Below are 19,024 nucleotides of genomic sequence, written 5' to 3' on the forward strand. Positions count from 1 at the left end.
GCCGCTAGGGTGTGCGCGGTTCCCTGCCCGCAAACTCCCCGGGAGGTGCACACGATGGCACGCCGACTCCGTACCGTAGGGCTGGAGTTCACCGATTCCGCGCCGATACGCCTGGTGTTCGCCGCCGAGGTGTCCGCGCCCCCGGACGTGGTCTACCGGGCGCTCGCGGACGACGTCGCCTCCTGGCCCTCCTGGTTCACCGCCCTCACCCGGGCCACGCCCACCGACGGGGGCGCGGGCCGGGAGGTGCGGCTGCGCGGCGGGGTCCGCTTCCGCGAGACGGTCGTGGCCGCCGAGCCGGGCGAACGGTACGCCTACCGGGTGGACGAGACCAACGCCCCCGGCCTGCGCGCCCTGGTGGAGGAGTGGCGGCTCACCGCCGACGGGGGCGGGACCCGGGTGCAGTGGACCTTCGCCGCCGACGGGACGGGCCCGTTCCGCTCGGTGCTGGGGGTGGCGCGCCTCGGCATGGGCCGGTCCTTCCGGGAGGCGGTGCGCCGGCTCGACGGGCGGCTGACCGCGCCGGCGGCCTGAGCGCTCCCGGGGCCTTATCCGGTCAGGGCCCCGGTGGTGAGGAAGTTGCCGATCGCCGCGCTGTACGGGGCGATGTCCAGGCCCTGCTCCTCCAGCCAGGAGTCGGAGTAGTACTTGTCCAGGTAGCGGTCGCCCGGGTCGCACAGCAGCGTGACGACGCTGCCCCTCTCCCCCGCCTCCACCATCTCGGCGATCAGCTTGAACGCGCTCCACAGCCCGGTGCCCGTGGAGCCGCCCGCCTTGCGGCCGATGGCCCGCTCCAGGGCCCGTACGGCCGCGACGCTCGCCGCGTCGGGCACCTTCATCATCCGGTCGACGGCGCCCGGCACGAAGCTCGGCTCCATGCGGGGGCGGCCGATGCCCTCGATCCGGGAGCCGCGGTCGCTGCTCGCGTACGGGTCGTGGCGGGTCCAGCCGTCGAAGAAGCAGGAGTTCTCCGGGTCCGGGACACAGACGCGGGTGTCGTGCTGGAGGTAGTGCACGTAGCGGGCGATGGTGGCCGAGGTGCCGCCGGTCCCGGCGGTGGCGACGATCCAGGTGGGTTCCGGGTACCGCTCCAGCCTGAGCTGCTGGTAGATCGACTCGGCGATGTTGTTGTTGCCGCGCCAGTCGGTGGCGCGCTCCGCGTAGGTGAACTGGTCCATGTAGTGCCCGCCGGTCTCGGCGGCGAGCGACGCGGACTCCTCGTACAGCCTGCGCGAGTCGTCGACGAAGTGGCACCGGCCGCCGTGGAATTCGATGAGCCGGCACTTCTCCGGGCTGGTGGTGCGCGGCATCACGGCGATGAACGGCACCCCGATCAGCTTCGCGAAGTACGCCTCCGAGACGGCGGTGGAGCCGCTGGACGCCTCGATGACCGGCTTGCCCGGACGGATCCAGCCGTTGCAGAGCCCGTAGAGGAAGAGCGAGCGGGCGAGCCGGTGCTTGAGACTGCCGGTGGGGTGCGTCGACTCGTCCTTGAGGTAGAGGTCGATGCCCCACTCCTCGGGCAGCGGGAAGCGCAGCAGGTGGGTGTCGGCCGAACGGTTGGCGTCGGCCTGGACCTTGCGGACGGCCTCCTTCAGCCAGGCCCGGTACTCCGGGTCGCTGCGGTCGACGTCCACCGTCTCCATGACCGCCCCCGTGGCCCCGCGGTCACGTCCCAGCTCATCGGTGCCCATCGCCGTGCTCCTGTTCGTACGCAGTTCGTCCGCCCGGTCCTCGCCTCTCCACGATATGCCCCCGACCTGCGCAAACGTTGACTTTGATGGTCCATAGCCCTGCCTTTGACCAAGCCCGCGGGCACGTTCCCGGGGGCAGGTGGGGCGGGTGGGTGCCGGCGGCGCGCGGCGGGTCCCCATGCCCTCTGGCGGTCGGGGGCGCGGCCGGGCACACTGCAACAGGAGAAGTAGTGACGAAGGGGGGCGAAGCCGCGATGGCGGACGCCGAGTTCAGTGCGTCGGGGGTCAGGATCGAGCGGTTCACCCGATCGCTGACCAGGGCCGGGCAGGTGGTCGTCAAGGACGGCCGGCTCTCCCTGCTGATGAGCAACGGGCGGGAGATCGACAGCGCCCCGGTGGGCACGGTGAGTGCGGGCAAACGGTGGTTCTTCGCGGCGGATTCGGCCATCGCCCGGGTGAACGGCGTGCGCTACCGGTTGACGATGGAGCAGCGCAACCGCAGACGCGACGGGGCGGCTCCGCTGCGCCGCCTCCTGGACGCGCTGCGCAGCGCGGGAGGCCGCCGGGGCTGAGGCCGAAGGAACGGTACGCGGCTCCGCGAGTTGCGGAGCCGCCGGGGCTGGGCCACGCTGGATCCACGTCACCGAAGGTGCACCCTCGGTGACGGAGCGATCCGCTCCATGGGACCGGGTCGCGCGACACGAGCAGACACGACAAGAGCAGAGCGGATCGGCAGTCAGCAGTCAGTCGTCCGCCGGCTCCGTCCGTCCGTCTTCTTCCGGACCTATTTCGGGGAGTCGCAGCCGTGATCAGCGAGCCAAGCAGGCACTGCACGGTGGAGCTCCAGGCCCTGCCGTCGCGGATCGGTCAGGTCCGCAGAATCATCTCGGCGCAACTGCGCTACTGGCATCTCGATCCCCTGATCGACCAGGCAGCCCTGGGCGTCACCGAACTCCTGACCAATGTCCACCGGCACGCACAGCCGGACAAGTCATGCACCGTCGACATCGAGCTGCTGCTCGACCGGTTGACGGTCTCCGTCCACGACCATGACCCGCGCGTCCCGACGGTGAACGAGGCGGATTCCTTCGCCACCTCGGGCCGGGGTCTGGCCCTGATCGCCGCGGTCAGCGAGAGCTGGGGCGTACGGCCGAGCGGCGCGGCCGGAAAGGCCGTCTGGTTCACCTTGCCGGCGACCTGCGGCACCTCGACCCTGCCGCCGCTGGCGGTCTACGGGTCGACGACCGACGGGCCGTTCGGGTCCGTGTCGATCAGCTCCGAGGCCATCGCGGCCGTCCCGGGCCGGTCGGCCGTCGTCGGCTGACGGGAAGAGCGGGTCCGGCGGCGCGGTGAGCTTCACGCCGCACCGCGGGACCTGTGCCGCCTGCCCTGCGCTTTCCGTCCGCCGGACGCCGGGATCTTCTGGTCGGGCGCCGGAGGGCGAGGACAGGGCGCCGAGGGCGGGGCCGGGCGGCTGACGCCCCTCGCCCCTGCCTCCCCGCCCTTGACGCCCGCCCCCGACGCCCGGCCTCCGTCAGGCGAGGACGGTGAGGACGGCGAGCGGGTCGTCGAGGACCGGCTGCCAGGCCAGTTCGGCGGCGCCGACGAGGCTGTTGTGGGTCAGGGTGCAGGGCAGGATCGGTACGCTGCCGCTGCGGCCCCACAGGCTGCGGTCGGCGACGACGGCCCGCAGCCGCTCCGGGTCCGCCTCCAGCAGGTCGCGGTGGAGTCCGCCGAGGATGATCCGGTCCGGGTTGAGGATGTTGACGAGCCCGGCGAGGCCCAGGCCCAGGCGGTCGATCAGCGCCTCGGCGGCGTTGCGTACGTCCGCGTCCGCGTACTCCGTGCGCATCAGGTCGCCGGCCTGCTTGAGGAGCGACTCCTCCGGGCCCGGGTCGCGGCGCGCGGTGGTGAGGAAGGCGAGCGGGTCGGTCTCCACGTCGAGGCAGCCGCGTCCGCCGCAGTGGCAGGGGCGCCCCTCGGGGTTGACGGTGAGGTGCCCGACCTCCAGCGCGAGCCCCGAACTCCCGCTGTGCAGGCGGCCGTCGAGCACCAGGGCCCCGCCGACGCCCCGGTGGCCGGTGGCGACGCAGAGGAGGTGCTGGGCGCCGCGGCCGGCGCCGTGGCGGTGCTCGGCGAGCGCGGTGAGGTTGACGTCGTTGCCGGTGAAGGCGGGGCCCGTGATGCCCGCGTCACGGACGCAGCCGGCGAAGATGTCCCGGACGGGCGAGCCCGCGGGCCAGGCGAGGTGCAGCGGGTTGAGCGCGGTGCCTTCGGGTTCGGCGACCGCCGACGGCACGGCGAGTCCGGCGCCGACGCAGCGCAGCCCGCTCTCGCGGAGCAGTTGCGCCCCCGCGGCCACGACCTCGCCGAGCACCTGCGCGGGGTCGGCCATCACCGTGACGCAGCCCGGCGCCGTGGCGACGATCCGGCCGCCGAGCCCGACGAGCGCGGCCCGGAAGCCGTCGGCGTGGACCTGGGCGGCGAGGACGACGGGGCCGGTCTCCAGGACGGACAGCCGGTGCGAGGGGCGGCCCTGCGAACCGGCCGCGGAACCGGGGCTGGAGTCGACCCGGATCAGCCCGAGCGCCTCCAGCTCCGCGGCGACCGCTCCGGCGGTGGCCCGGGTGACGCCGAGCTCGGAGGTCAGGACGGCGCGCGTGGGGGCGCGCCCGGTGTGGACCAGTTCCAGTGCGGGCCCGAGCGCACTGCGGCCCCTCTCCAACTTCGTCCGGGTGGTGGTCGCCTTGCCGTTCATGAGGGCGAGTCTCCCATGATCCGGAGGTGTTCCGGACGCCGAGGGAGCCCACCGGGAGGGGTGACGCCCGCCTCCGCCAACCGTGTTGCGTCCACCGTCCGCCCACCCCTATGCTGAGTTTGTGCCGCAACTAAACAAACTGCGGACGGCCCTACCGGGAGGACCTGGCGGAGACACCGCCCCATCCTCGTCGGCCCGCCTCCGTACCGCGCTGACCGTGTTCTTCGCCCTCGACGGCTTCCTCTTCGCCGGCTGGGTGGTCCGTATCCCGGCCATCAAGCAGCAGACCGGCGCCTCCGCCTCCACCCTCGGCCTCGCCCTGCTCGGCGTCTCCGCGGGCGCCGTGATCACCATGATGTTCACCGGCCGCCTCTGCCGCCGTTACGGCAGCCACGCCACGACCGTGGCCTGCGGGGTCCTGCTCCCCCTGAGCATCGCCCTGCCCGCGCAGACCCATTCCGCGCTCTCGCTCGGCCTCGTCCTGCTGGTCTTCGGGGCGGCGTACGGCGGGATGAACGTGGCCATGAACAGCGCGGCCGTCGACCTGGTCGCCGAGCTGCGCCGACCGGTGATGCCGAGCTTCCACGCGGCGTTCAGCCTCGGCGGCATGGTCGGGGCCGGGCTCGGCGGATTGGTGGCGGGCGGCCTCTCCGCCTCGACGCACCTGTTCCTGCTGGCCGCCGTCGGCCTGCTCGTCACCGCGTTCGCGGGGCCCGCGCTGCTGCGCCACCGCCCGGCCCGTACGGCCATCTCGGCGCGCGATCGGCAGCAGCGGCCCAAGCGGAAGCTCGACCCGCGGGCCCGCCGGATCGTGCTGCTCTTCGGCGTGATCGCCCTGTGCACGGCGTACGGGGAAGGCGCGCTGGCCGACTGGGGCGCGCTCCACCTGGAGCAGGACCTGAACGCCCACCCCGGCCTCGCCGCCGCCGGGTACGCGCTGTTCGCCCTGACGATGACCATCGGCAGGCTCACCGGGACGCTGCTCCTGGAACGGCTCGGCCAGACCCGCACCCTGGTCCTCGGCGGTGCGGTCGCCGCGACCGGGATGCTGCTGGGCGCCCTGGCGCCGACCGCCTGGCTCGCGCTCGCCGGGTTCGCGGTCACCGGCCTGGGGCTGGCCAACATCTTCCCCGTCGCCGTGGGCCGGGCCGGAGAGCTGGCCGGGCCGAGCGGGGTGGCCGCCGCCTCGACGCTGGGCTACGGCGGGATGCTGCTGGGCCCGCCCGCGATCGGCTTCCTGGCCGACTGGTTCTCGCTGCCGGTGGCGCTGACGACGGTGGCCCTGCTCGCCGCGGCGGCCGCCGTCCTGGGGTACGGGGCCCGCAACGCGACGCACGTCCCGGCGGGCGGAGCCCCCGCGACGGGCGGACCGGCCTGACCGCACGGACGCACCCGGCGAACGGGCGAACACCCCGAGCGGTCCGGGCGATCCGGGCCGTCCGGGCACCCGCAGGCCGCCGCACCCCCTGGCACAATCCCGCCATGGAGATCACCGAGCACATCGCGTCCCTGTCCGAGGAAGGGCGGCTCCTCGCGGCCGCCGCCGAACAGGCCGGCCCCGGGGCCTCGGTCCCGACCTGCCCCGGCTGGCAGATACGCCATCTGCTGCGCCACACCGGCATGGTGCACCGCTGGGCGGCCGGGTTCGTCACCGAGGGGCACACCACGCCCCATCCCGACGGCGGAGAGCCCGCCCTCGACGGCGACGAACTCCTCGACTGGTTCCGGGCGGGCCACCACCACCTGGTCCGGTCGCTGGAGAAGGCACCCGCCGACCTGGAGTGCTGGACGTTCCTCCCCGCCCCTTCGCCCCTGGCGTTCTGGTCCCGCCGCCAGCTGAACGAGACGACCGTGCACCGGGTGGACGCGGAGTCGGCGCTCGGCGGACCGCTCACGACGGTGGACGCCGACCGGGCGGTCGACGGCATCGACGAACTGCTGACCGGCTTCCACGCCCGCCCCAGGAGCCGGGTTCGCTCCACCACCCCGCGCACGTTGCGGGTGCGGGCCGTGGACACGGACGCGGTGTGGACCGTACGGATCTCCGACGAGCCGCCGCGGGCCGTACGTACGCCCGCCGCGGGCGGCGGGGACGGGGACGGCAGCCCCGGCCCGGCCGGCGGGGAGCGCGTGGACTGCGAGCTGAGCGGAACGGCGGAGGGCCTCTACCTCACCCTCTGGAACCGCTTGCCGCTCGCCGCCGTGACCCTGCGCGGCGACCGCGCGGTGGCCAGGCTCTGGACGGACAACTCCGCGGTCACCTGGTAGGCCACCCGGCAGGACGGCGCCTCCGCCCCGCCTCCCCCCGGCCTCCCCACCTCAGTCCGCCGGGCCCCCACGCAGGCCGACCGAGCGGGCCAGCTCCCCCGCAGCCCTCCGGAAGAGCTGCTCGCGCGCCTCGACCACCCGGTTGAACTGGCCGAAGAGCTCGAACGAGATCAGGCCGAAGAGCTGGGCCCAGGCGGCGACGAGGGCCAGCACGGCGGCGGGCGGGAGGTCCGGGGCGAGTTCGGCGGTGATCCGCTCGGCCTCGGGGCGCAGCTCCCGCGCGAGAGGCGGTACGGCGAGGCCGTCGGCCCTGAACCCGTCCCGGAGCAGGCCCACGAAGACCAGGCCGACCCGGGAGGCGGGCCCCACGGTGTCCCTGGGGGCGCTGTAGCCGGGGACCGGCGAGCCGTAGATCAAGGCGTACTCGTGGGGGTGTGCGAGGGCCCACTCCCGTACGGCACCGGCCACGGCGACCCAGCGCTGGGCGTACGGGGCGGGACGGGGACGGGCCCGGTCGGCGGCGGCGCGGGCGTCCTCCGCGACCTGGCCGACGGCGTCGTACGCGTCGACGATCAGCGCGGTGAGCAGGTCGTCGCGGCTCGGGAAATAGCGGTAGAGCGCGGAGGAGGCCATGCCCAGCTCGCGGGCGACGGCGCGCAGGGAGAGTCTGGCCGCACCCTCCGCCGCCAGCTGCTTTCTGGCCTCGTCCTTGATGGCGGCGGTCACTTCGATGCGGGCCCGTTCCCTGGCCCCTCGGATGCTGCTCATGGTGATCAGTCTGCCACGCGTGCAGAGCACCGAACCATAACGAGAGCAGTGCTCTTGATTTTGAGCAGCGCACCCGTGCACACTGATCTCAAGCGAGAGCACCGCTCTTCTTTTGGGGGCACCGCTCTCCTCATGCCGTGCCGGATCGTCCACGCCCTGGGGGCCACCATGTCGCAGCCGTACTACCTCCGCGCCGGTGCAACCGCCGCTCGCCTCAACAACGTCATCGGCCGGCTCGCCCGGCACGGCGTCAGCCTCATGGGCTCCGCCGAGATGTCGGTGCGAGGGCGCACGAGCGGCCAGATGCAGCGCATCCCCGTCAACCCGCACTCCTACGAGGGCGCCCAGTACCTCGTCTCGGCCCGGGGCCACTCCCAGTGGGTGCGCAACATGCGCGTCGCGGGCGGCGGTGAGCTGAGGGTGGGGCGCAGGACCCGGGTCTTCACCGCCGTGGAGATCGCCGACGACGCGCAGAAGGCTCGGATCATCCGTGCCTACCTGGAGCGGTGGGGCTGGGAGGTGAAACAGTTCTTCCAGGGCGTCACCGCGAACTCCACGGACGCCGAACTGCTGGCCGCCTGCCCGGACCACCCGGTCTTCCGCATCACGGTCGAGGGCTGACCCCGGCGATCAGCTCGCTCACCAGGTCGACCAGGAGCGCGGGCCGGGAGACGAACGGCGCGTGTCCCGTCCGCCACTCGCGCACCTCGGTGCAGCGGGCGGCCAGCCTCCGTTGCAGGACGGGGTCGATCGCCCGGTCCCCGGCGCAGACGACATAGGTCGAAGGAGTCCGCTTCCAGCTGTGGTGGGCCGGGATTCCCCGCCCGCAGCCCGGGGCCTGAGGTCGCAACAGGCCGACCGCCCGAGCGGCGAGAGGTTCGGAGCAGTCCCCGTAGAGGACCTCGGCCGCCAGGCCGGGGTGCAGAACCGTCGTCCCTTCGGGCCCGGCGGCCGGCACGATCGCCTCGCGCAGCCGCGCGGACGCCCCGCCGAGGGCGGCCGCGCTCTCGCCCACGTCCGGTACGAACGCCGCCAGATAGACCAGACGGCACGCCCCGCGCACCCCGGTGATCACCGACCCTCCGTAGGAGTGGCCGAGCAGCAGCGGAGGCTCCCGCGAGGCGTCGACGGCGGCCTGGACCGCTGCCGTATCGGCGGCCAGGGAGCCTCGGTGGAGCTCGGGAACGACCACGTCGATCCCCTTCGCCCGCAGGCCGTCCGCGACCGGGGCGAAGTGTTCGGGGCGGTGGTAGAGGCCGTGGACGAGCACCGCGGCGGTCCCTGCGCCCACGCCCTCATCCCGCCGTTCGGCGGTCCATCGCGCTTATGGCCCGCTGCGCCAGCGGGTGCGTACGGACCAGCTCGGCCAACGAGGTCGTGCCCCGGGTGATCCCGGCGAACGCCTTCCAGGCCGGGCGGAAGCCGGTCAGCACCGCGTGCAGCATCCCCGGGCGACGCTCGAACAGCTTGAGCATGCGGCGCCCCACGCCCATCTCCACACCGAGACCGGCCTTGATGGCGAAGGCGTAGTTGAGGGCCTGGCGGCGGGCGTCCACCGCGTCGTGCGCCTCGGCGATCCTGACGGCCCATTCGCCCGCGAGGCGGCCGGAGCGCAGCGCGAAGGAGATGCCCTCCCGGGTCCACGGCTCCAGGAGTCCGGCCGCGTCGCCGCAGACCACGACCCGGCCGCGCGAGAGCGGCGAGTCGTCGCTGCGGCAGCGGGTCAGGTGCCCCGAGGAGACGGACGGCTCGAACCCGGCGAGGCCGAGGCGGGCGATGAAGTCCTCCAGATACCGCTTGGTGCCGGCGCCGTCGCCGCGCGCCGAGATCACCCCGACGGTCAGCGTGTCGCCCTTGGGGAAGACCCAGCCGTAACTCCCGGGCATCGGGCCCCAGTCGATGAGGACGCGGCCCGCCCAGTCCTCCGCCACCGTCGCCGGAACCGGGATCTCCGCCTCCAGGCCGAGGTCCACCTGGTCGAGCTTCACCCCGACATGTGCTCCTATCCGGCCCGCGCTGCCGTCCGCCCCGACGACCGCCCGCGCCAGCACCGTCTCACCGCCGCCCAGCACCACGGCGACCGTACGCCGGTCGGGCACGGCGGGCCCGTGCTGCTCCACCCGCACCACCGAGGCCCCGGTGCGCAGTTCGGCGCCGGCCTTCTGCGCCTCCTCCACCAGCCGGGCGTCGAACTCCGAGCGGTTGATGAGCCCGAAGAGCATGCGCCGGGAGCGGCGGGTGCGCGAGAGCTTCCCGTTGAGCGAGAAGGTCACCGCGTGGATGCGGTCCTTCAGGGGCAGTTCGAACCCCGGTGGCAGGGAATCCCGGGAGAACCCGATGATGCCGCCGCCGCAGGTCTTGTAGCGCGGCAGTTCCGCCTTCTCCAGCAGCAGGACCCGTCGGCCCGCCACGGCTGCCGCGTACGCCGCGGATGCGCCGGCCGGTCCGGCGCCGACGACGACGACGTCCCAGACCGACGACTCTTCGTTCTCTCGCCCGGCGTCTGCGTTCTCGCTGCTCACGATGTGCTTCTGCTCCCGATCCGACCAGTGGCCCCAAGCTGCTCACGGCATCCTACGGCGCGTCCCGGCCGAGCCCCCCTGTGGGAGGATCGGCCATGAATCTGTTGCTGCCCGCGACACCACACTTACGGTGTCGCGGACGGGCGCGTACTCACCGTGCCCTACCCATAACGTCGCACCCACGAGGAGCGTGCCCATGACCGCCCGCCCGATTTCCGACACCGTCGCCTCTCTGATGCCCCGTGCGCGGGCGGAGCTCGCCGAGCTGGTCGCGTTCCAGTCGGTCGCGGACCCCGCGGTGTTCCCGAAGAGCGAGTGCGAGGCCGCGGCGAACTGGGTCGCGGACGCCCTGCGTGCCGAGGGCTTCACGGATGTCGCGCTGCTCGACACCCCCGACGGCACCCAGTCGGTCTACGGTTTCCTGCCCGGCCCGGCCGGTGCACCGACCGTACTGCTCTACGCCCACTACGACGTGCAGCCGCCGCTCGACGAGTCGGCGTGGCTCTCGCCGCCGTTCGAGCTGACCGAGCGCGACGGGCGCTGGTACGGCCGGGGCGCCGCGGACTGCAAGGGCGGCTTCATCATGCACCTGCTCGCGCTGCGCGCCCTCAAGGCCAACGGCGGCGTCCCGGTCTCGGTGAAGGTGATAGCCGAGGGGTCGGAGGAGCAGGGCACCGGCGGCCTGGAGCGGTACGTGGAGGAGCACCCGGAGCTGCTGGTGGCCGACACGGTCGTCATCGGCGACACCGGGAACTTCCGGGTCGGGCTGCCGACGGTCACGTCGTCGCTGCGCGGGATGACGATGCTGCGGGTGCAGCTCGACACCCTCGAAGGGAACCTGCACTCGGGGCAGTTCGGCGGCGCCGCCCCCGACGCGCTGGCCGCGATGATCCATCTGCTGGCCTCGCTGCGCGACGAGAGAGGGACCACGACGGTCGACGGTCTGAGCGGGGACGCCGACTGGGACGGGCTGCAGTACCCGGAGGCGGAGTTCCGGCGGGACGCCAAGGTGCTGGACGGCGTGGAGCTGATCGGTACGGGCACGGTCGCGGACCGGGTGTGGGCCCGTCCCGCCGTCACCGTCATCGGCATCGACTGCCCGCCGGTGGTCGGCGCCACGCCGTCCGTGCAGGCGAGCGCGCGGGCCCAGATCAGCCTGCGGGTGCCGCCCGGCCATGACGCCGCCGAGGCGACGAAGCTGCTCACCGCGCACCTTCAGGCGCACGCCCCGTGGGGTGCGCGGGTCACGGTGGAGCAGGTGGGCCAGGGCCAGCCGTTCAGCGCCGACACCTCCAGCCCGGCGTACACGGCGATGGCGGACGCGATGCGGGACGCCTACCCGGGCCAGGAGATGCAGTCCTCCGGCATGGGCGGCTCGATCCCGCTCTGCAACACGCTGGCGTCGCTCTACCCGCAGGCGGAGATCCTGCTCATCGGCCTGAGCGAGCCCGAGGCGCAGATCCACGCGGTGAACGAGAGCGTGTCGCCCGAGGAGCTGGAGCGGCTGTCGGTCGCCGAGGCGCTGTTCCTGCGCAACTACGCGGAGTCCAAGAAGGGCTGAGGACCGCCAAGCCCCCTGTCTGCGACTCCGGAGGAGTACCGACAGGGGGCTTCGCTACGCCCGCGGCGAAGTCGCCGGCAGCGTAGTTCCGTACGACGGTCGCCTCCGGCTGCGTACGTTCGCCGCATGGACCTCATCGACGTCTTCCCCCGCCGCCTGCACATGCTCCGCTTCCGGATCGGCCAGGCGTACCTCTGGCGTGACGGGGCCGACCTGACGCTCATCGACGCGGGTGACATCGAGTCGGCCGCCGCGATCGAGGACGCGGTACGGGGGCTGGGCCTCGCCCCCGCCCGGATCGGCCGCATCGTCCTCACCCACGGCCACCGCGACCACTACGGCGCGGCCCAGGAGCTGGCGGACCGCCACGGCGCCGAGATCGTCGCCCACCGGCTGGACGCGCCGGTGATCCGGGGTGAGCTCCCCGTACCGGAACCGGAGCTGCTCGACTGGGAACGGCCGCTGTACGAGAACGAGCTGACGGTCCCCGATGCGCCGCCCACCCGGGTCGACCGCGAGGTGGACGGCGGCGAGGTGCTGCCGTTCGGCGGCGGCGCCCGGGTGGTCCACGCCCCCGGTCACACGCCGGGCTCCATCGCCCTCCATCTGCCGCGCCACGGGGTCCTGTTCACCGGGGACACCGTGGCGGAGGCCGGGGAGGTGATGCTCGGCGTGTTCAACGTGGACCGGGCGCAGGCGCAGGACACGTTCCGGCGGCTGGCCGCGCTGGAGGCCCGTACGGTCTGCTTCGGCCACGGCGACCCGCTCACCGAGGACGCGGCGCAGGTCATGCGGGCGGCGGCCGCGGGGGCGTGAAGAGGCACGGGCGCGCTGTGTTCAGCCCACCGGGACGCCCGCCTCCAGGTTGAGCACCGTGGACCGCTCGCGCGCCCGCAGGGCCCAGCGCAGCCGCTCGTAGCGGGTGGCGGGCAGCATCCCCGCCGCCTCCTGCTCCGTGACGAAGCGCCAGTCGCGCAGCTCGGAGCCGGGGAGCAGCAGCCGGCCGACGTCCTCGGAGCGCAGCAGCCCCCCGTCGAAGAGGAAGCGCAGACCGCCGTAGCCGGGCGGGGAGGGCGACTCCCAGTCCACGAGCAGCAGCGTGGGGACCCGGTCCAGCCGGAGTCCGAGCTCCTCGGCCACCTCCCGCACCCCCGCCTGCGCCGGAGCCTCCCCCTCCTCCACGACCCCGCCGGGGAACTCCCAGCCGGGCTTGTACGTGGGGTCGACCAGCAGCACCCGGTCCTGTTCGTCGAAGAGCAGCACCCCGGCCGCGACGGTCGCGGCGGTCGGCTCGGGGCTCTGGACGATCTCGCACGCCCCGGCGGCGCCGCTGCGGACGGCTTCGGCGATCCGCTCGGCGGTCTCGCGCGGGGTGAGGGCACCGTTGTCGACGACGTGGGCGTCCTCGGTGATCCAGCCGAGCGCGTCCCGGTAGGGTCCGATGTGGTCGTACGCCCACCGGTTGACCCGCTCGCTCTGCTCGCGGTCGCCGGGGTGCTCCACCCGGCCCGCTATCCGACTGCGCAGGATCGTTTCCTCAGGTGAGAGGAGCACATGCCGGACCGGGATGCGCCGGGAGGCGAGCCCGCCGAATATCTCGTCCCGGTACTCCTGTCTCAGCAGCGTCATCGGCACCACCAGCACCCCGGGCATCTCGGCGAGCAGCGCGGCGGCCGTGTCCACCACGAGCCGCCGCCAGATCCCCAGGTCCTGGAAGTCGCCCACCTCGGCCAGCTTCTTCTGGGGCAGCAGAGCGCTCAGCCCCGCGCCGGTGAGTTCCGGGTCGTACAAGGTGCTGTTCGGGATCAGATCGATCAGTTCGCCCGCGGCGCTGGTCTTGCCCGCGCCGAACGCACCGTTGAGCCAGACGATCACGGTTCCCCCTCTTCCGTAGCCCCCTGTGGCTTGCCCGCAACACCCTGCCGGGGAAACCCCGCCGCGGCGACGGCGTTGCCGGGACGCGGGCGCCCGGGGGCGCCGAAGGGGCCTCGGGCGGCTCCGTACGGGCCCTCGAGGGCCCGTGGCGGGTGCCGGGCCGACGGAACCGGGCACCCGCCGATAGCCGTGGAGGACGCGTGGGGCGGCGGGCGGCGATGCGGCGCCCCGTGACCCAGGACGTGCCTGACGGGCCCTACCGCAGGGCGATCGCCGCTGCCGCCGCGCCGACCAGGCCCGCGTCGGTGCCCATCACGGCGGGCGCGACCGTGAGTCCCTGGACGAAGGAGAGCGTGGCGTAGTCGCGCAGGCTGCGGCGCAGCGGTGCGAAGAGCACCTCGCCGGCGCCCGCCACTCCCCCGCCGACCACCGCGATGTCGATCTCGACCAGGGTGGCGGTGGCGGCGATGCCGGCCGCGAGGGCCTGGGCCGCCCGTTCGTACGAGGCGATGGCGACCGGGTCCCCGGCACGCGCGGCGGCGGCCACCGCGGCGGCCGTGGTGTCGCCGTCCGGGCCGGGCAGCCAGCCGCCCTCCAGGGCCCGGCGGGCGATGTTGGGGCCGCTGGCGATGCGCTCGACGCAGCCGCGCGCACCGCAGGGGCACACGTCGCCGTCCAGGTCCACGCTGATGTGGCCGATGTGGCCGGCGTTGCCGGAGGGGCCCGGGTGCAGGGTGCCGTCGAGGACCAGGCCGCCGCCGACGCCCGTCGACACGACGAGGCAGAGCGCGTTGTCGTAGCCGCGCGCCGCCCCGAGCCAGTGCTCGGCCGCCGTCATCGCGACCCCGTCGCCGACCAGCGCGACGGGCAGCCCGCCGATCGTCTTCCGCACCCGCTCCACGAGCGGGAAGCCGCGCCAGCCGGGGACGTTGACCGGGCTGACCGTGCCGGCCGCCGCGTCGACGGGTCCGGCGCTGCCGATCCCGGCCGAGCCCGCGCGGTCCCACAGCGGCGAGGCGGTCAGCTCGCCCAGCACCTCGTCCACGGCGCCCATCACCGCCTCGGCGCCCTCCCGGGCGGGCGTCGGCCGCTGCGCCCGTACGAGGAGGGTGCCATCGCCGTCGACCAGCGCTCCGGCGATCTTGGTGCCGCCGATGTCGAGCGCGGCGACGAGGTCGGTATGCATCGGTGTGGCTTCTCCGGATGGGTGAAGGACGGACCTGCGGGTTTCAGTCAATAGTCTGCACAGTCTCTCTGGCCTTGACAACGTTGTCCAGGGCCTATGCTCGACGCCACAGCCTCCGTTCGTCTCCGCAGCAGGCTCCGCGGGCCGCACGGAGGTGCCCGTTTGCCGCCCGAATCACCGACCGTCACCTGCTCCCGCATCCGTCACCCGCCCCCCGTATCCGACGACAGGACAGCGCACCGTGGACCGGACCACCCGTCATTCCGAGACCCGTTACGGCAACCGTCCGACCATGAAGGACGTGGCGGCCCGCGCCGGAGTGGGCCTCAAGACGGTCTCGCGGGTGGTGAACAGCGAGCCCGGCGTCACCCCCGACACCGAGCGCCGCGTGCAGGAGGCGATCGACGCGCTGGGCTTCCGCCGCAACGACAGCGCCCGCGTGCTGCGCAAGGGCCGTACGGCCTCCATCGGCCTGGTCCTGGAGGATCTGGCGGACCCCTTCTACGGCCCGCTGAGCCGCGCCGTGGAGGAGGTCGCCCGCGCGCACGGGGCCCTGCTCATCAACGGCTCCAGCGCCGAGGACCCCGAGCGCGAGCAGGAGCTCGTCCTGGCCCTGTGCGCCCGCCGGGTGGACGGCCTGATCGTGATCCCGGCGGGCGACGACCACCGGTATCTGGAGCCGGAGATCAAGGCGGGCATCGCCACGGTCTTCGTGGACCGTCCGGCGGGCCGGGTCGAGGCGGACATGGTGCTCTCCGACAGCTTCGGCGGCTCCCGGGAGGGCGTGGCCCATCTGATCGCGCACGGCCACCGCAGGATCGGGTTCATCGGTGACCAGCCCCGTATCCACACCGCCACCGAGCGCCTGCGTGGCTACCACGCGGCGATGACGGATGCCGGGATCACCGTCGAGGACGCCTGGGTCTCCCTCGGGACCACCGACCCCGGCCGGGTCCGGGCGGCCGCCGAGGCGATGCTCGGCGGGCCGGAACCGGTCACCGCGCTCTTCGCGGGGAACAACCGGGTGACGGTGACGGCGGTCCGGGTGATCGCGGAGCGGGAACGGCCGGTGGCCCTGGTCGGGTTCGACGACATCGAGCTGGCGGACCTGCTCGGCATCACCGTCATCTCGCAGGACGCAGCGGCCGTCGGCAGGACCGCCGCCGAGCACCTGTTCCGCCGGCTCGACGGCGCCGACCACGCCCCGGCCCGGGTGGAGCTGCCGACCACGCTCATCCCGCGCGGTTCGGGCGAACTGCCGCCCGCCTGAGGCCCGTCAGGCCCTCACGCCGCTGTGGACACCGGCCGGAACTCCTGGGTGAGCAGGGCCAGGAGCCGCGCCGGGGCGTCCTCCTGGACGGCGTGGCCCGCCCCTTCCACCCAGTGCAGCTCCGAGTGCGGGATCAGCGCGTGCAGCTGCTCGGCGAAGGGCGGGGGCAGGAAGCCGTCCTCGCGCCCCCAGATGATCCGGGTCGGCACCGGCACGGACCCCAGCAGGTGCTGGAACTCGTCGGTGGCGGCCTGCTCCAGCTGCGCGTAGTGGCGGTAATAGGCCGCCCTGCCCTGCTCGCCGCGCCACGGGTCGAGGTGGGCGGCCAGGGCGTCGGGCCGGTGGCCGCCGTGGCCGGCGAAGCCCAAGTGGCTCTCGACCAGCGCCTCGTGGGCGTAGACGGACAGCTGCTCGAAGATGCGGGCGTTCTCCCGTACGAGCTTGAACAGGCCGGTCCCCCAGTCACCGCAGGCCACCGCGTCGACCGGGGTGAGATCGGCGTACCGGGCGCCCTCCAGCAGCAGCGCCCGCAGCGCCACGGCCCCGCCGATGTCGTGGGCGATCACCCTGGGGCTCCCCAGCCCCCAGTGCTCCAGGAGCCCGGTGAACGCCCTGGTCTGCGCCGCCAGACCGACGTCCTGCCCGTCGCGCTGTTACGACCGCCCGAAGCCGAGCAGGTCGAAGTAGTGGACCTGGTGGTCCAGGGCGAGCGCCGGTGCGATGTCGCGCCAGATGAACGACGAGAAGGGGGTGCCGTGGAGCAGGACGACCGGGTCTCCCTCCCCCAGCACATCCCAGCGGACCGTTCCGTCGGGGGTCTCGAACGTCCTGGTCGGGTAGCTGTTCATAACACGCCCCCTGTTGTCGGGTGCAGAACCCTGCCTGGCTTTCGACGTTACCGGAGCAACGCGGCTGCCGGTAACGTTGGTAAAGTGGGGTCATGCGACGGAACCCGGCACCCCCGGAGCTCGAACCGGTCGAGGCCTTCTGCAACACGGCGGCCCTTCTCCACGGCGAGGACGAACTCGCCCGGCCGGAGACGGCGAGCGGGTGGCTGCGTGCGCGCGGCGGTCCGGAAGCGGTGAGCCCGGCCGAACTGGCGGCGCTCACGGAGGCCCGGGAGACCGTGCGGGCGTTCCTCGTCGAGCGGAGCTCGCCCGGGGCGCTCGACGCCCTCAACCGGCTGATCCACTCCGTGGCGGGTGCCCCGGTGGTGCGCCCGGACGGCACCCTCGCCCTGAGCCCGGCGACGGGCGAGCCGGTGGCGCGGATCGTGCGCGAGGTGCTGGAAGCCCTGCTGCGGGACGGCCTGACCGGGCGTCACGCGACGCGGCTCAAGGCGTGTGCGGCGCCGGAGTGCCGCTGGGTCTTCTACGACCGGGCGCCGTCGTCGAACGGCCTCTGGTGCGACATGGACGTGTGCGGCGCCCGGCACAAGATGCGGGCCTACCGCGCCCGTACGGCCGCCGCCCCCCGCCGGGGCGCTTAGCGCCTGTCGGCAGGGGGCGGCGGGCAGCGGCGGGGCGTCCGGGGCCGGTGGCTCCGCTACGGAGCCGTGACCGTCAGGTCGCCCCGGCGCGGCGAGGCGAACGCGTCCAGGTCCGCGCGGGTCAGGCCGGTCAGCCGGGCGACCTCGGCGGTGTCCAGCGCGCCGCAGTCGATGCCGCGCAGCAGGTAGCCGCTGAGCGCCTTGGCGGTGGCGGGCTCGTCCATGACGTCACCGCCGGCCTTGGCGACGTAGGCGGCGAGCCGGGCGGCGGCCGGTTCCAGGCCCTCGCGGTAGAAGGTGTAGACGGCTGCGTAACGCGTCGGCAGGTGGCCGGGGTGCATGTCCCAGCCCTGGTAGTAGGCGCGGGCCAGAGCGCGGCGGGTGAGGCCGAAGTGGAGCCGCCAGGCCTCGTGGACCTGAGCGGTCGGGCCGACGGGCAGGACGTTGGTCGAGCCGTCGGAGACCCGTACGCCGGTGCCGGCGGCGGCGACCTGCATGACGGCCTTGGCGTGGTCGGCGGCGGGGTGGTCACTGGCCTGGTAGGCGGCGCTGACGCCGACGCAGGCGCTGTAGTCGAAGGTGCCGTAGTGCAGCCCGGTGGCCCGGCCCCGCGCCGCGTCGATCATGCGGGCGACGGCGGCGGTGCCGTCGGCGGCCAGGATGGACTGGCTGGTCTCGATCTGGATCTCGAAGCCGATGCGCCCGGCGTCGAGGCCGTGGGCCTTCTCGAAGGCTTCGAGGAGCCGGACGAAGGCGGTGACCTGCTCGGGGTAGGTCACCTTCGGCAGGGTCAGCACGAGCCCGTCGGGGAGCCCGCCCGCCTCCATCAGGCCGGTGAGGAAGACATCGGTGGTGCGGATGGACCGGTCACGGACACCGGCCTCCATGCACTTCATCCGGATGCCCATGTACGGGGCCGCGGTGCCGTTCGCGTACACCTCGGAGACCAGGCGCGCGGCGCGGGCGGCGGCCTCGTCCTCCTCGGCGTCCGGGCGGGGCCCGTAACCGTCCTCGAAGTCGATGCGGAGATCCTCGACGGGCTCGCGTTCCAGCTTCGCGCGTACGCGGTCGTGGACGGGGCCCGCGAGCTCCTCGGGGATGCCGAGGACGGCGGCGAGCGACGTGGCGTCGGGGGCGTGTTCGTCGAGGGCGGCCAGCGCCTGGTCGCCCCAGGAGCGGAGGGTGCCGGGCCCGAAGACGTCACCGGGTACGTAGACGGTGTGCACGGGCTGGCGGGTGCCGGGGTCGCCCGGGTAGCGGCGGGCAAGCTCCGCGTCGACCGCCGTGAGGGAGGCGCTGATCTCCTCGCTCACCGAACCGGCGAGGCTCGTTGCCACCTTCTCCTGCTGCCCCATGACCGCACCCTCCACGCTCTCGTTGTTTCCGCTTCCCGGAATCAACAATCCGTATAGTGAAGTTATAAGGCCGCTCGACCCGCGTCAATGGTGGCCTGGAACGGCTCCGGGCCGCGCGGTGGGTTTCACCGTGCGGCCCGGAGTGGGGTGTATCGGGTGGGTCAGCCCTTGCGGGTGTTGATCTCTTCGGTGAGCTGGGGCACGACGGTGAAGAGGTCACCGACGACGCCGTAGTCGACGAGGTCGAAGATCGGGGCCTCGGCGTCCTTGTTGATCGC

18 protein-coding genes and 2 pseudogenes are annotated in these 19,024 nt (G+C 73.5%); 10 read left to right on the forward strand and 10 right to left on the reverse strand.

Features of this window, described 5'->3' with window-relative positions; all coding sequences use genetic code 11:
* Positions 1 to 54 precede the first annotated feature (54 nt).
* Positions 55 to 534, forward strand: a complete 480-nt coding sequence (locus AB0917_RS20180; protein WP_366820961.1) for an SRPBCC family protein — start codon at positions 55 to 57, stop codon at positions 532 to 534.
* Between the two features lie 14 nt (positions 535 to 548).
* Here AB0917_RS20180 and AB0917_RS20185 read toward each other — a convergent pair whose 3' ends face one another.
* Positions 549 to 1,694 (reverse strand): PLP-dependent cysteine synthase family protein, encoded by a 1,146-nt coding sequence (locus AB0917_RS20185; protein WP_366820962.1) that lies wholly within the window; start codon positions 1,692 to 1,694, stop codon positions 549 to 551.
* Between the two features lie 254 nt (positions 1,695 to 1,948).
* Between AB0917_RS20185 and AB0917_RS20190 the strand changes: the two genes are divergently transcribed.
* Positions 1,949 to 2,266, forward strand: coding sequence for a hypothetical protein (locus tag AB0917_RS20190; protein WP_366820978.1), 318 nt, complete (start codon positions 1,949 to 1,951; stop codon positions 2,264 to 2,266).
* Positions 2,267 to 2,499: 233 nt separating this feature from the next.
* Positions 2,500 to 3,018, forward strand: coding sequence for an ATP-binding protein (locus tag AB0917_RS20195; RefSeq protein ID WP_366820963.1), 519 nt, complete (start codon positions 2,500 to 2,502; stop codon positions 3,016 to 3,018).
* Positions 3,019 to 3,228: 210 nt separating this feature from the next.
* Here the strand turns inward: AB0917_RS20195 and AB0917_RS20200 are convergent, their stop codons facing one another.
* Positions 3,229 to 4,452, reverse strand: a complete 1,224-nt coding sequence (locus tag AB0917_RS20200) for an ROK family protein (protein ID WP_366820964.1) — start codon at positions 4,450 to 4,452, stop codon at positions 3,229 to 3,231.
* Positions 4,453 to 4,669: 217 nt separating this feature from the next.
* Here AB0917_RS20200 and AB0917_RS20205 point away from each other — a divergent pair, with 217 nt between their 5' ends.
* Positions 4,670 to 5,830, forward strand: coding sequence for an MFS transporter (locus AB0917_RS20205; RefSeq protein ID WP_366820965.1), 1,161 nt, complete (start codon positions 4,670 to 4,672; stop codon positions 5,828 to 5,830).
* Between the two features lie 104 nt (positions 5,831 to 5,934).
* Entirely contained in the window at positions 5,935 to 6,720 is a 786-nt protein-coding gene (locus tag AB0917_RS20210) for a maleylpyruvate isomerase family mycothiol-dependent enzyme (RefSeq protein WP_366820966.1), read from the forward strand.
* A 51-nt stretch (positions 6,721 to 6,771) separates the two neighbouring features.
* Here the strand turns inward: AB0917_RS20210 and AB0917_RS20215 are convergent, their stop codons facing one another.
* Positions 6,772 to 7,488: a TetR/AcrR family transcriptional regulator gene (locus tag AB0917_RS20215; RefSeq protein ID WP_366820967.1), complete on the reverse strand. Its 717-nt coding sequence runs from the start codon at positions 7,486 to 7,488 to the stop codon at positions 6,772 to 6,774.
* 132 nt (positions 7,489 to 7,620) lie between these two features.
* On the opposite strand from AB0917_RS20215, the gene AB0917_RS20220 reads away from it, so the two are divergent.
* Positions 7,621 to 8,109: a nitroreductase/quinone reductase family protein gene (locus tag AB0917_RS20220; protein WP_366820968.1), complete on the forward strand. Its 489-nt coding sequence runs from the start codon at positions 7,621 to 7,623 to the stop codon at positions 8,107 to 8,109.
* On the opposite strand, the gene AB0917_RS20225 is transcribed toward AB0917_RS20220, so the two are convergent.
* Together AB0917_RS20225 and AB0917_RS20230 are read right to left on the reverse strand one after the other, a co-directional pair.
* Positions 8,093 to 8,779 (reverse strand): alpha/beta hydrolase, encoded by a 687-nt coding sequence (locus AB0917_RS20225; protein ID WP_366820969.1) that lies wholly within the window; start codon positions 8,777 to 8,779, stop codon positions 8,093 to 8,095. The two genes, AB0917_RS20220 and AB0917_RS20225, sit on opposite strands and share 17 nt — an antisense overlap.
* A gap of 4 nt (positions 8,780 to 8,783) precedes the next feature.
* A complete protein-coding gene (locus AB0917_RS20230) occupies positions 8,784 to 10,010 on the reverse strand; it encodes a geranylgeranyl reductase family protein (RefSeq protein ID WP_366820970.1) in 1,227 nt (408 codons plus the stop codon).
* A gap of 196 nt (positions 10,011 to 10,206) precedes the next feature.
* Between AB0917_RS20230 and AB0917_RS20235 the strand changes: the two genes are divergently transcribed.
* Together AB0917_RS20235 and AB0917_RS20240 are read left to right on the forward strand one after the other, a co-directional pair.
* Positions 10,207 to 11,571: a dipeptidase gene (locus tag AB0917_RS20235; protein WP_366820971.1), complete on the forward strand. Its 1,365-nt coding sequence runs from the start codon at positions 10,207 to 10,209 to the stop codon at positions 11,569 to 11,571.
* 126 nt (positions 11,572 to 11,697) lie between these two features.
* Entirely contained in the window at positions 11,698 to 12,387 is a 690-nt protein-coding gene (locus tag AB0917_RS20240; RefSeq protein ID WP_366820972.1) for an MBL fold metallo-hydrolase, read from the forward strand.
* Between the two features lie 21 nt (positions 12,388 to 12,408).
* Here the strand turns inward: AB0917_RS20240 and AB0917_RS20245 are convergent, their stop codons facing one another.
* On the reverse strand, positions 12,409 to 13,446 hold the full coding sequence (locus AB0917_RS20245) for an NUDIX domain-containing protein (RefSeq protein WP_366820973.1): 1,038 nt from the start codon (positions 13,444 to 13,446) through the stop codon (positions 12,409 to 12,411).
* A 256-nt stretch (positions 13,447 to 13,702) separates the two neighbouring features.
* Positions 13,703 to 14,632: an ROK family protein gene (locus AB0917_RS20250; RefSeq protein ID WP_366820974.1), complete on the reverse strand. Its 930-nt coding sequence runs from the start codon at positions 14,630 to 14,632 to the stop codon at positions 13,703 to 13,705.
* A 241-nt stretch (positions 14,633 to 14,873) separates the two neighbouring features.
* Between AB0917_RS20250 and AB0917_RS20255 the strand changes: the two genes are divergently transcribed.
* Positions 14,874 to 15,902, forward strand: coding sequence for a LacI family DNA-binding transcriptional regulator (locus tag AB0917_RS20255; protein WP_366820975.1), 1,029 nt, complete (start codon positions 14,874 to 14,876; stop codon positions 15,900 to 15,902).
* Between the two features lie 14 nt (positions 15,903 to 15,916).
* On the opposite strand, the pseudogene AB0917_RS20260 reads toward AB0917_RS20255, so the two are convergent.
* A pseudogene (locus AB0917_RS20260) lies at positions 15,917 to 16,750 on the reverse strand (alpha/beta hydrolase).
* A 92-nt stretch (positions 16,751 to 16,842) separates the two neighbouring features.
* Here AB0917_RS20260 and AB0917_RS20265 point away from each other — a divergent pair.
* The gene (locus AB0917_RS20265; protein WP_366820976.1) at positions 16,843 to 17,391 is read left to right on the forward strand and encodes a CGNR zinc finger domain-containing protein; all 549 of its coding nucleotides are present in this window, start codon (positions 16,843 to 16,845) and stop codon (positions 17,389 to 17,391) included.
* Positions 17,392 to 17,447: 56 nt separating this feature from the next.
* Here AB0917_RS20265 and AB0917_RS20270 read toward each other — a convergent pair whose 3' ends face one another.
* Both AB0917_RS20270 and AB0917_RS20275 read right to left on the reverse strand, forming a co-directional pair.
* Positions 17,448 to 18,746: an aldolase/citrate lyase family protein gene (locus AB0917_RS20270; protein ID WP_366820977.1), complete on the reverse strand. Its 1,299-nt coding sequence runs from the start codon at positions 18,744 to 18,746 to the stop codon at positions 17,448 to 17,450.
* A 161-nt stretch (positions 18,747 to 18,907) separates the two neighbouring features.
* A pseudogene (locus tag AB0917_RS20275) lies at positions 18,908 to 19,024 on the reverse strand (electron transfer flavoprotein subunit alpha/FixB family protein); the annotation flags it as partial.

It is taken from the genome of Streptomyces sp. NPDC007346 (assembly GCF_040703535.1).
Classification (GTDB): domain Bacteria; phylum Actinomycetota; class Actinomycetes; order Streptomycetales; family Streptomycetaceae; genus Streptomyces.

What these genes read in the sequence shown, in the direction of transcription:
- AB0917_RS20180 (WP_366820961.1), top strand. Translation starts at nt 55, where the DNA reads ATGGCACGCCGACTCCGTACCGTAGGGCTGGAGTTCACCGATTCCGCG.
- AB0917_RS20185 (WP_366820962.1), bottom strand. Translation starts at nt 1,694, where the DNA reads ATGGGCACCGATGAGCTGGGACGTGACCGCGGGGCCACGGGGGCGGTC.
- AB0917_RS20190 (WP_366820978.1), top strand. Translation starts at nt 1,949, where the DNA reads ATGGCGGACGCCGAGTTCAGTGCGTCGGGGGTCAGGATCGAGCGGTTC.
- AB0917_RS20200 (WP_366820964.1), bottom strand. Translation starts at nt 4,452, where the DNA reads ATGAACGGCAAGGCGACCACCACCCGGACGAAGTTGGAGAGGGGCCGC.
- AB0917_RS20210 (WP_366820966.1), top strand. Translation starts at nt 5,935, where the DNA reads ATGGAGATCACCGAGCACATCGCGTCCCTGTCCGAGGAAGGGCGGCTC.
- AB0917_RS20215 (WP_366820967.1), bottom strand. Translation starts at nt 7,488, where the DNA reads ATGAGCAGCATCCGAGGGGCCAGGGAACGGGCCCGCATCGAAGTGACC.
- AB0917_RS20220 (WP_366820968.1), top strand. Translation starts at nt 7,621, where the DNA reads ATGCCGTGCCGGATCGTCCACGCCCTGGGGGCCACCATGTCGCAGCCG.
- AB0917_RS20235 (WP_366820971.1), top strand. Translation starts at nt 10,207, where the DNA reads ATGACCGCCCGCCCGATTTCCGACACCGTCGCCTCTCTGATGCCCCGT.
- AB0917_RS20240 (WP_366820972.1), top strand. Translation starts at nt 11,698, where the DNA reads ATGGACCTCATCGACGTCTTCCCCCGCCGCCTGCACATGCTCCGCTTC.
- AB0917_RS20250 (WP_366820974.1), bottom strand. Translation starts at nt 14,632, where the DNA reads ATGCATACCGACCTCGTCGCCGCGCTCGACATCGGCGGCACCAAGATC.
- AB0917_RS20265 (WP_366820976.1), top strand. Translation starts at nt 16,843, where the DNA reads ATGCGACGGAACCCGGCACCCCCGGAGCTCGAACCGGTCGAGGCCTTC.
- AB0917_RS20270 (WP_366820977.1), bottom strand. Translation starts at nt 18,746, where the DNA reads ATGGGGCAGCAGGAGAAGGTGGCAACGAGCCTCGCCGGTTCGGTGAGC.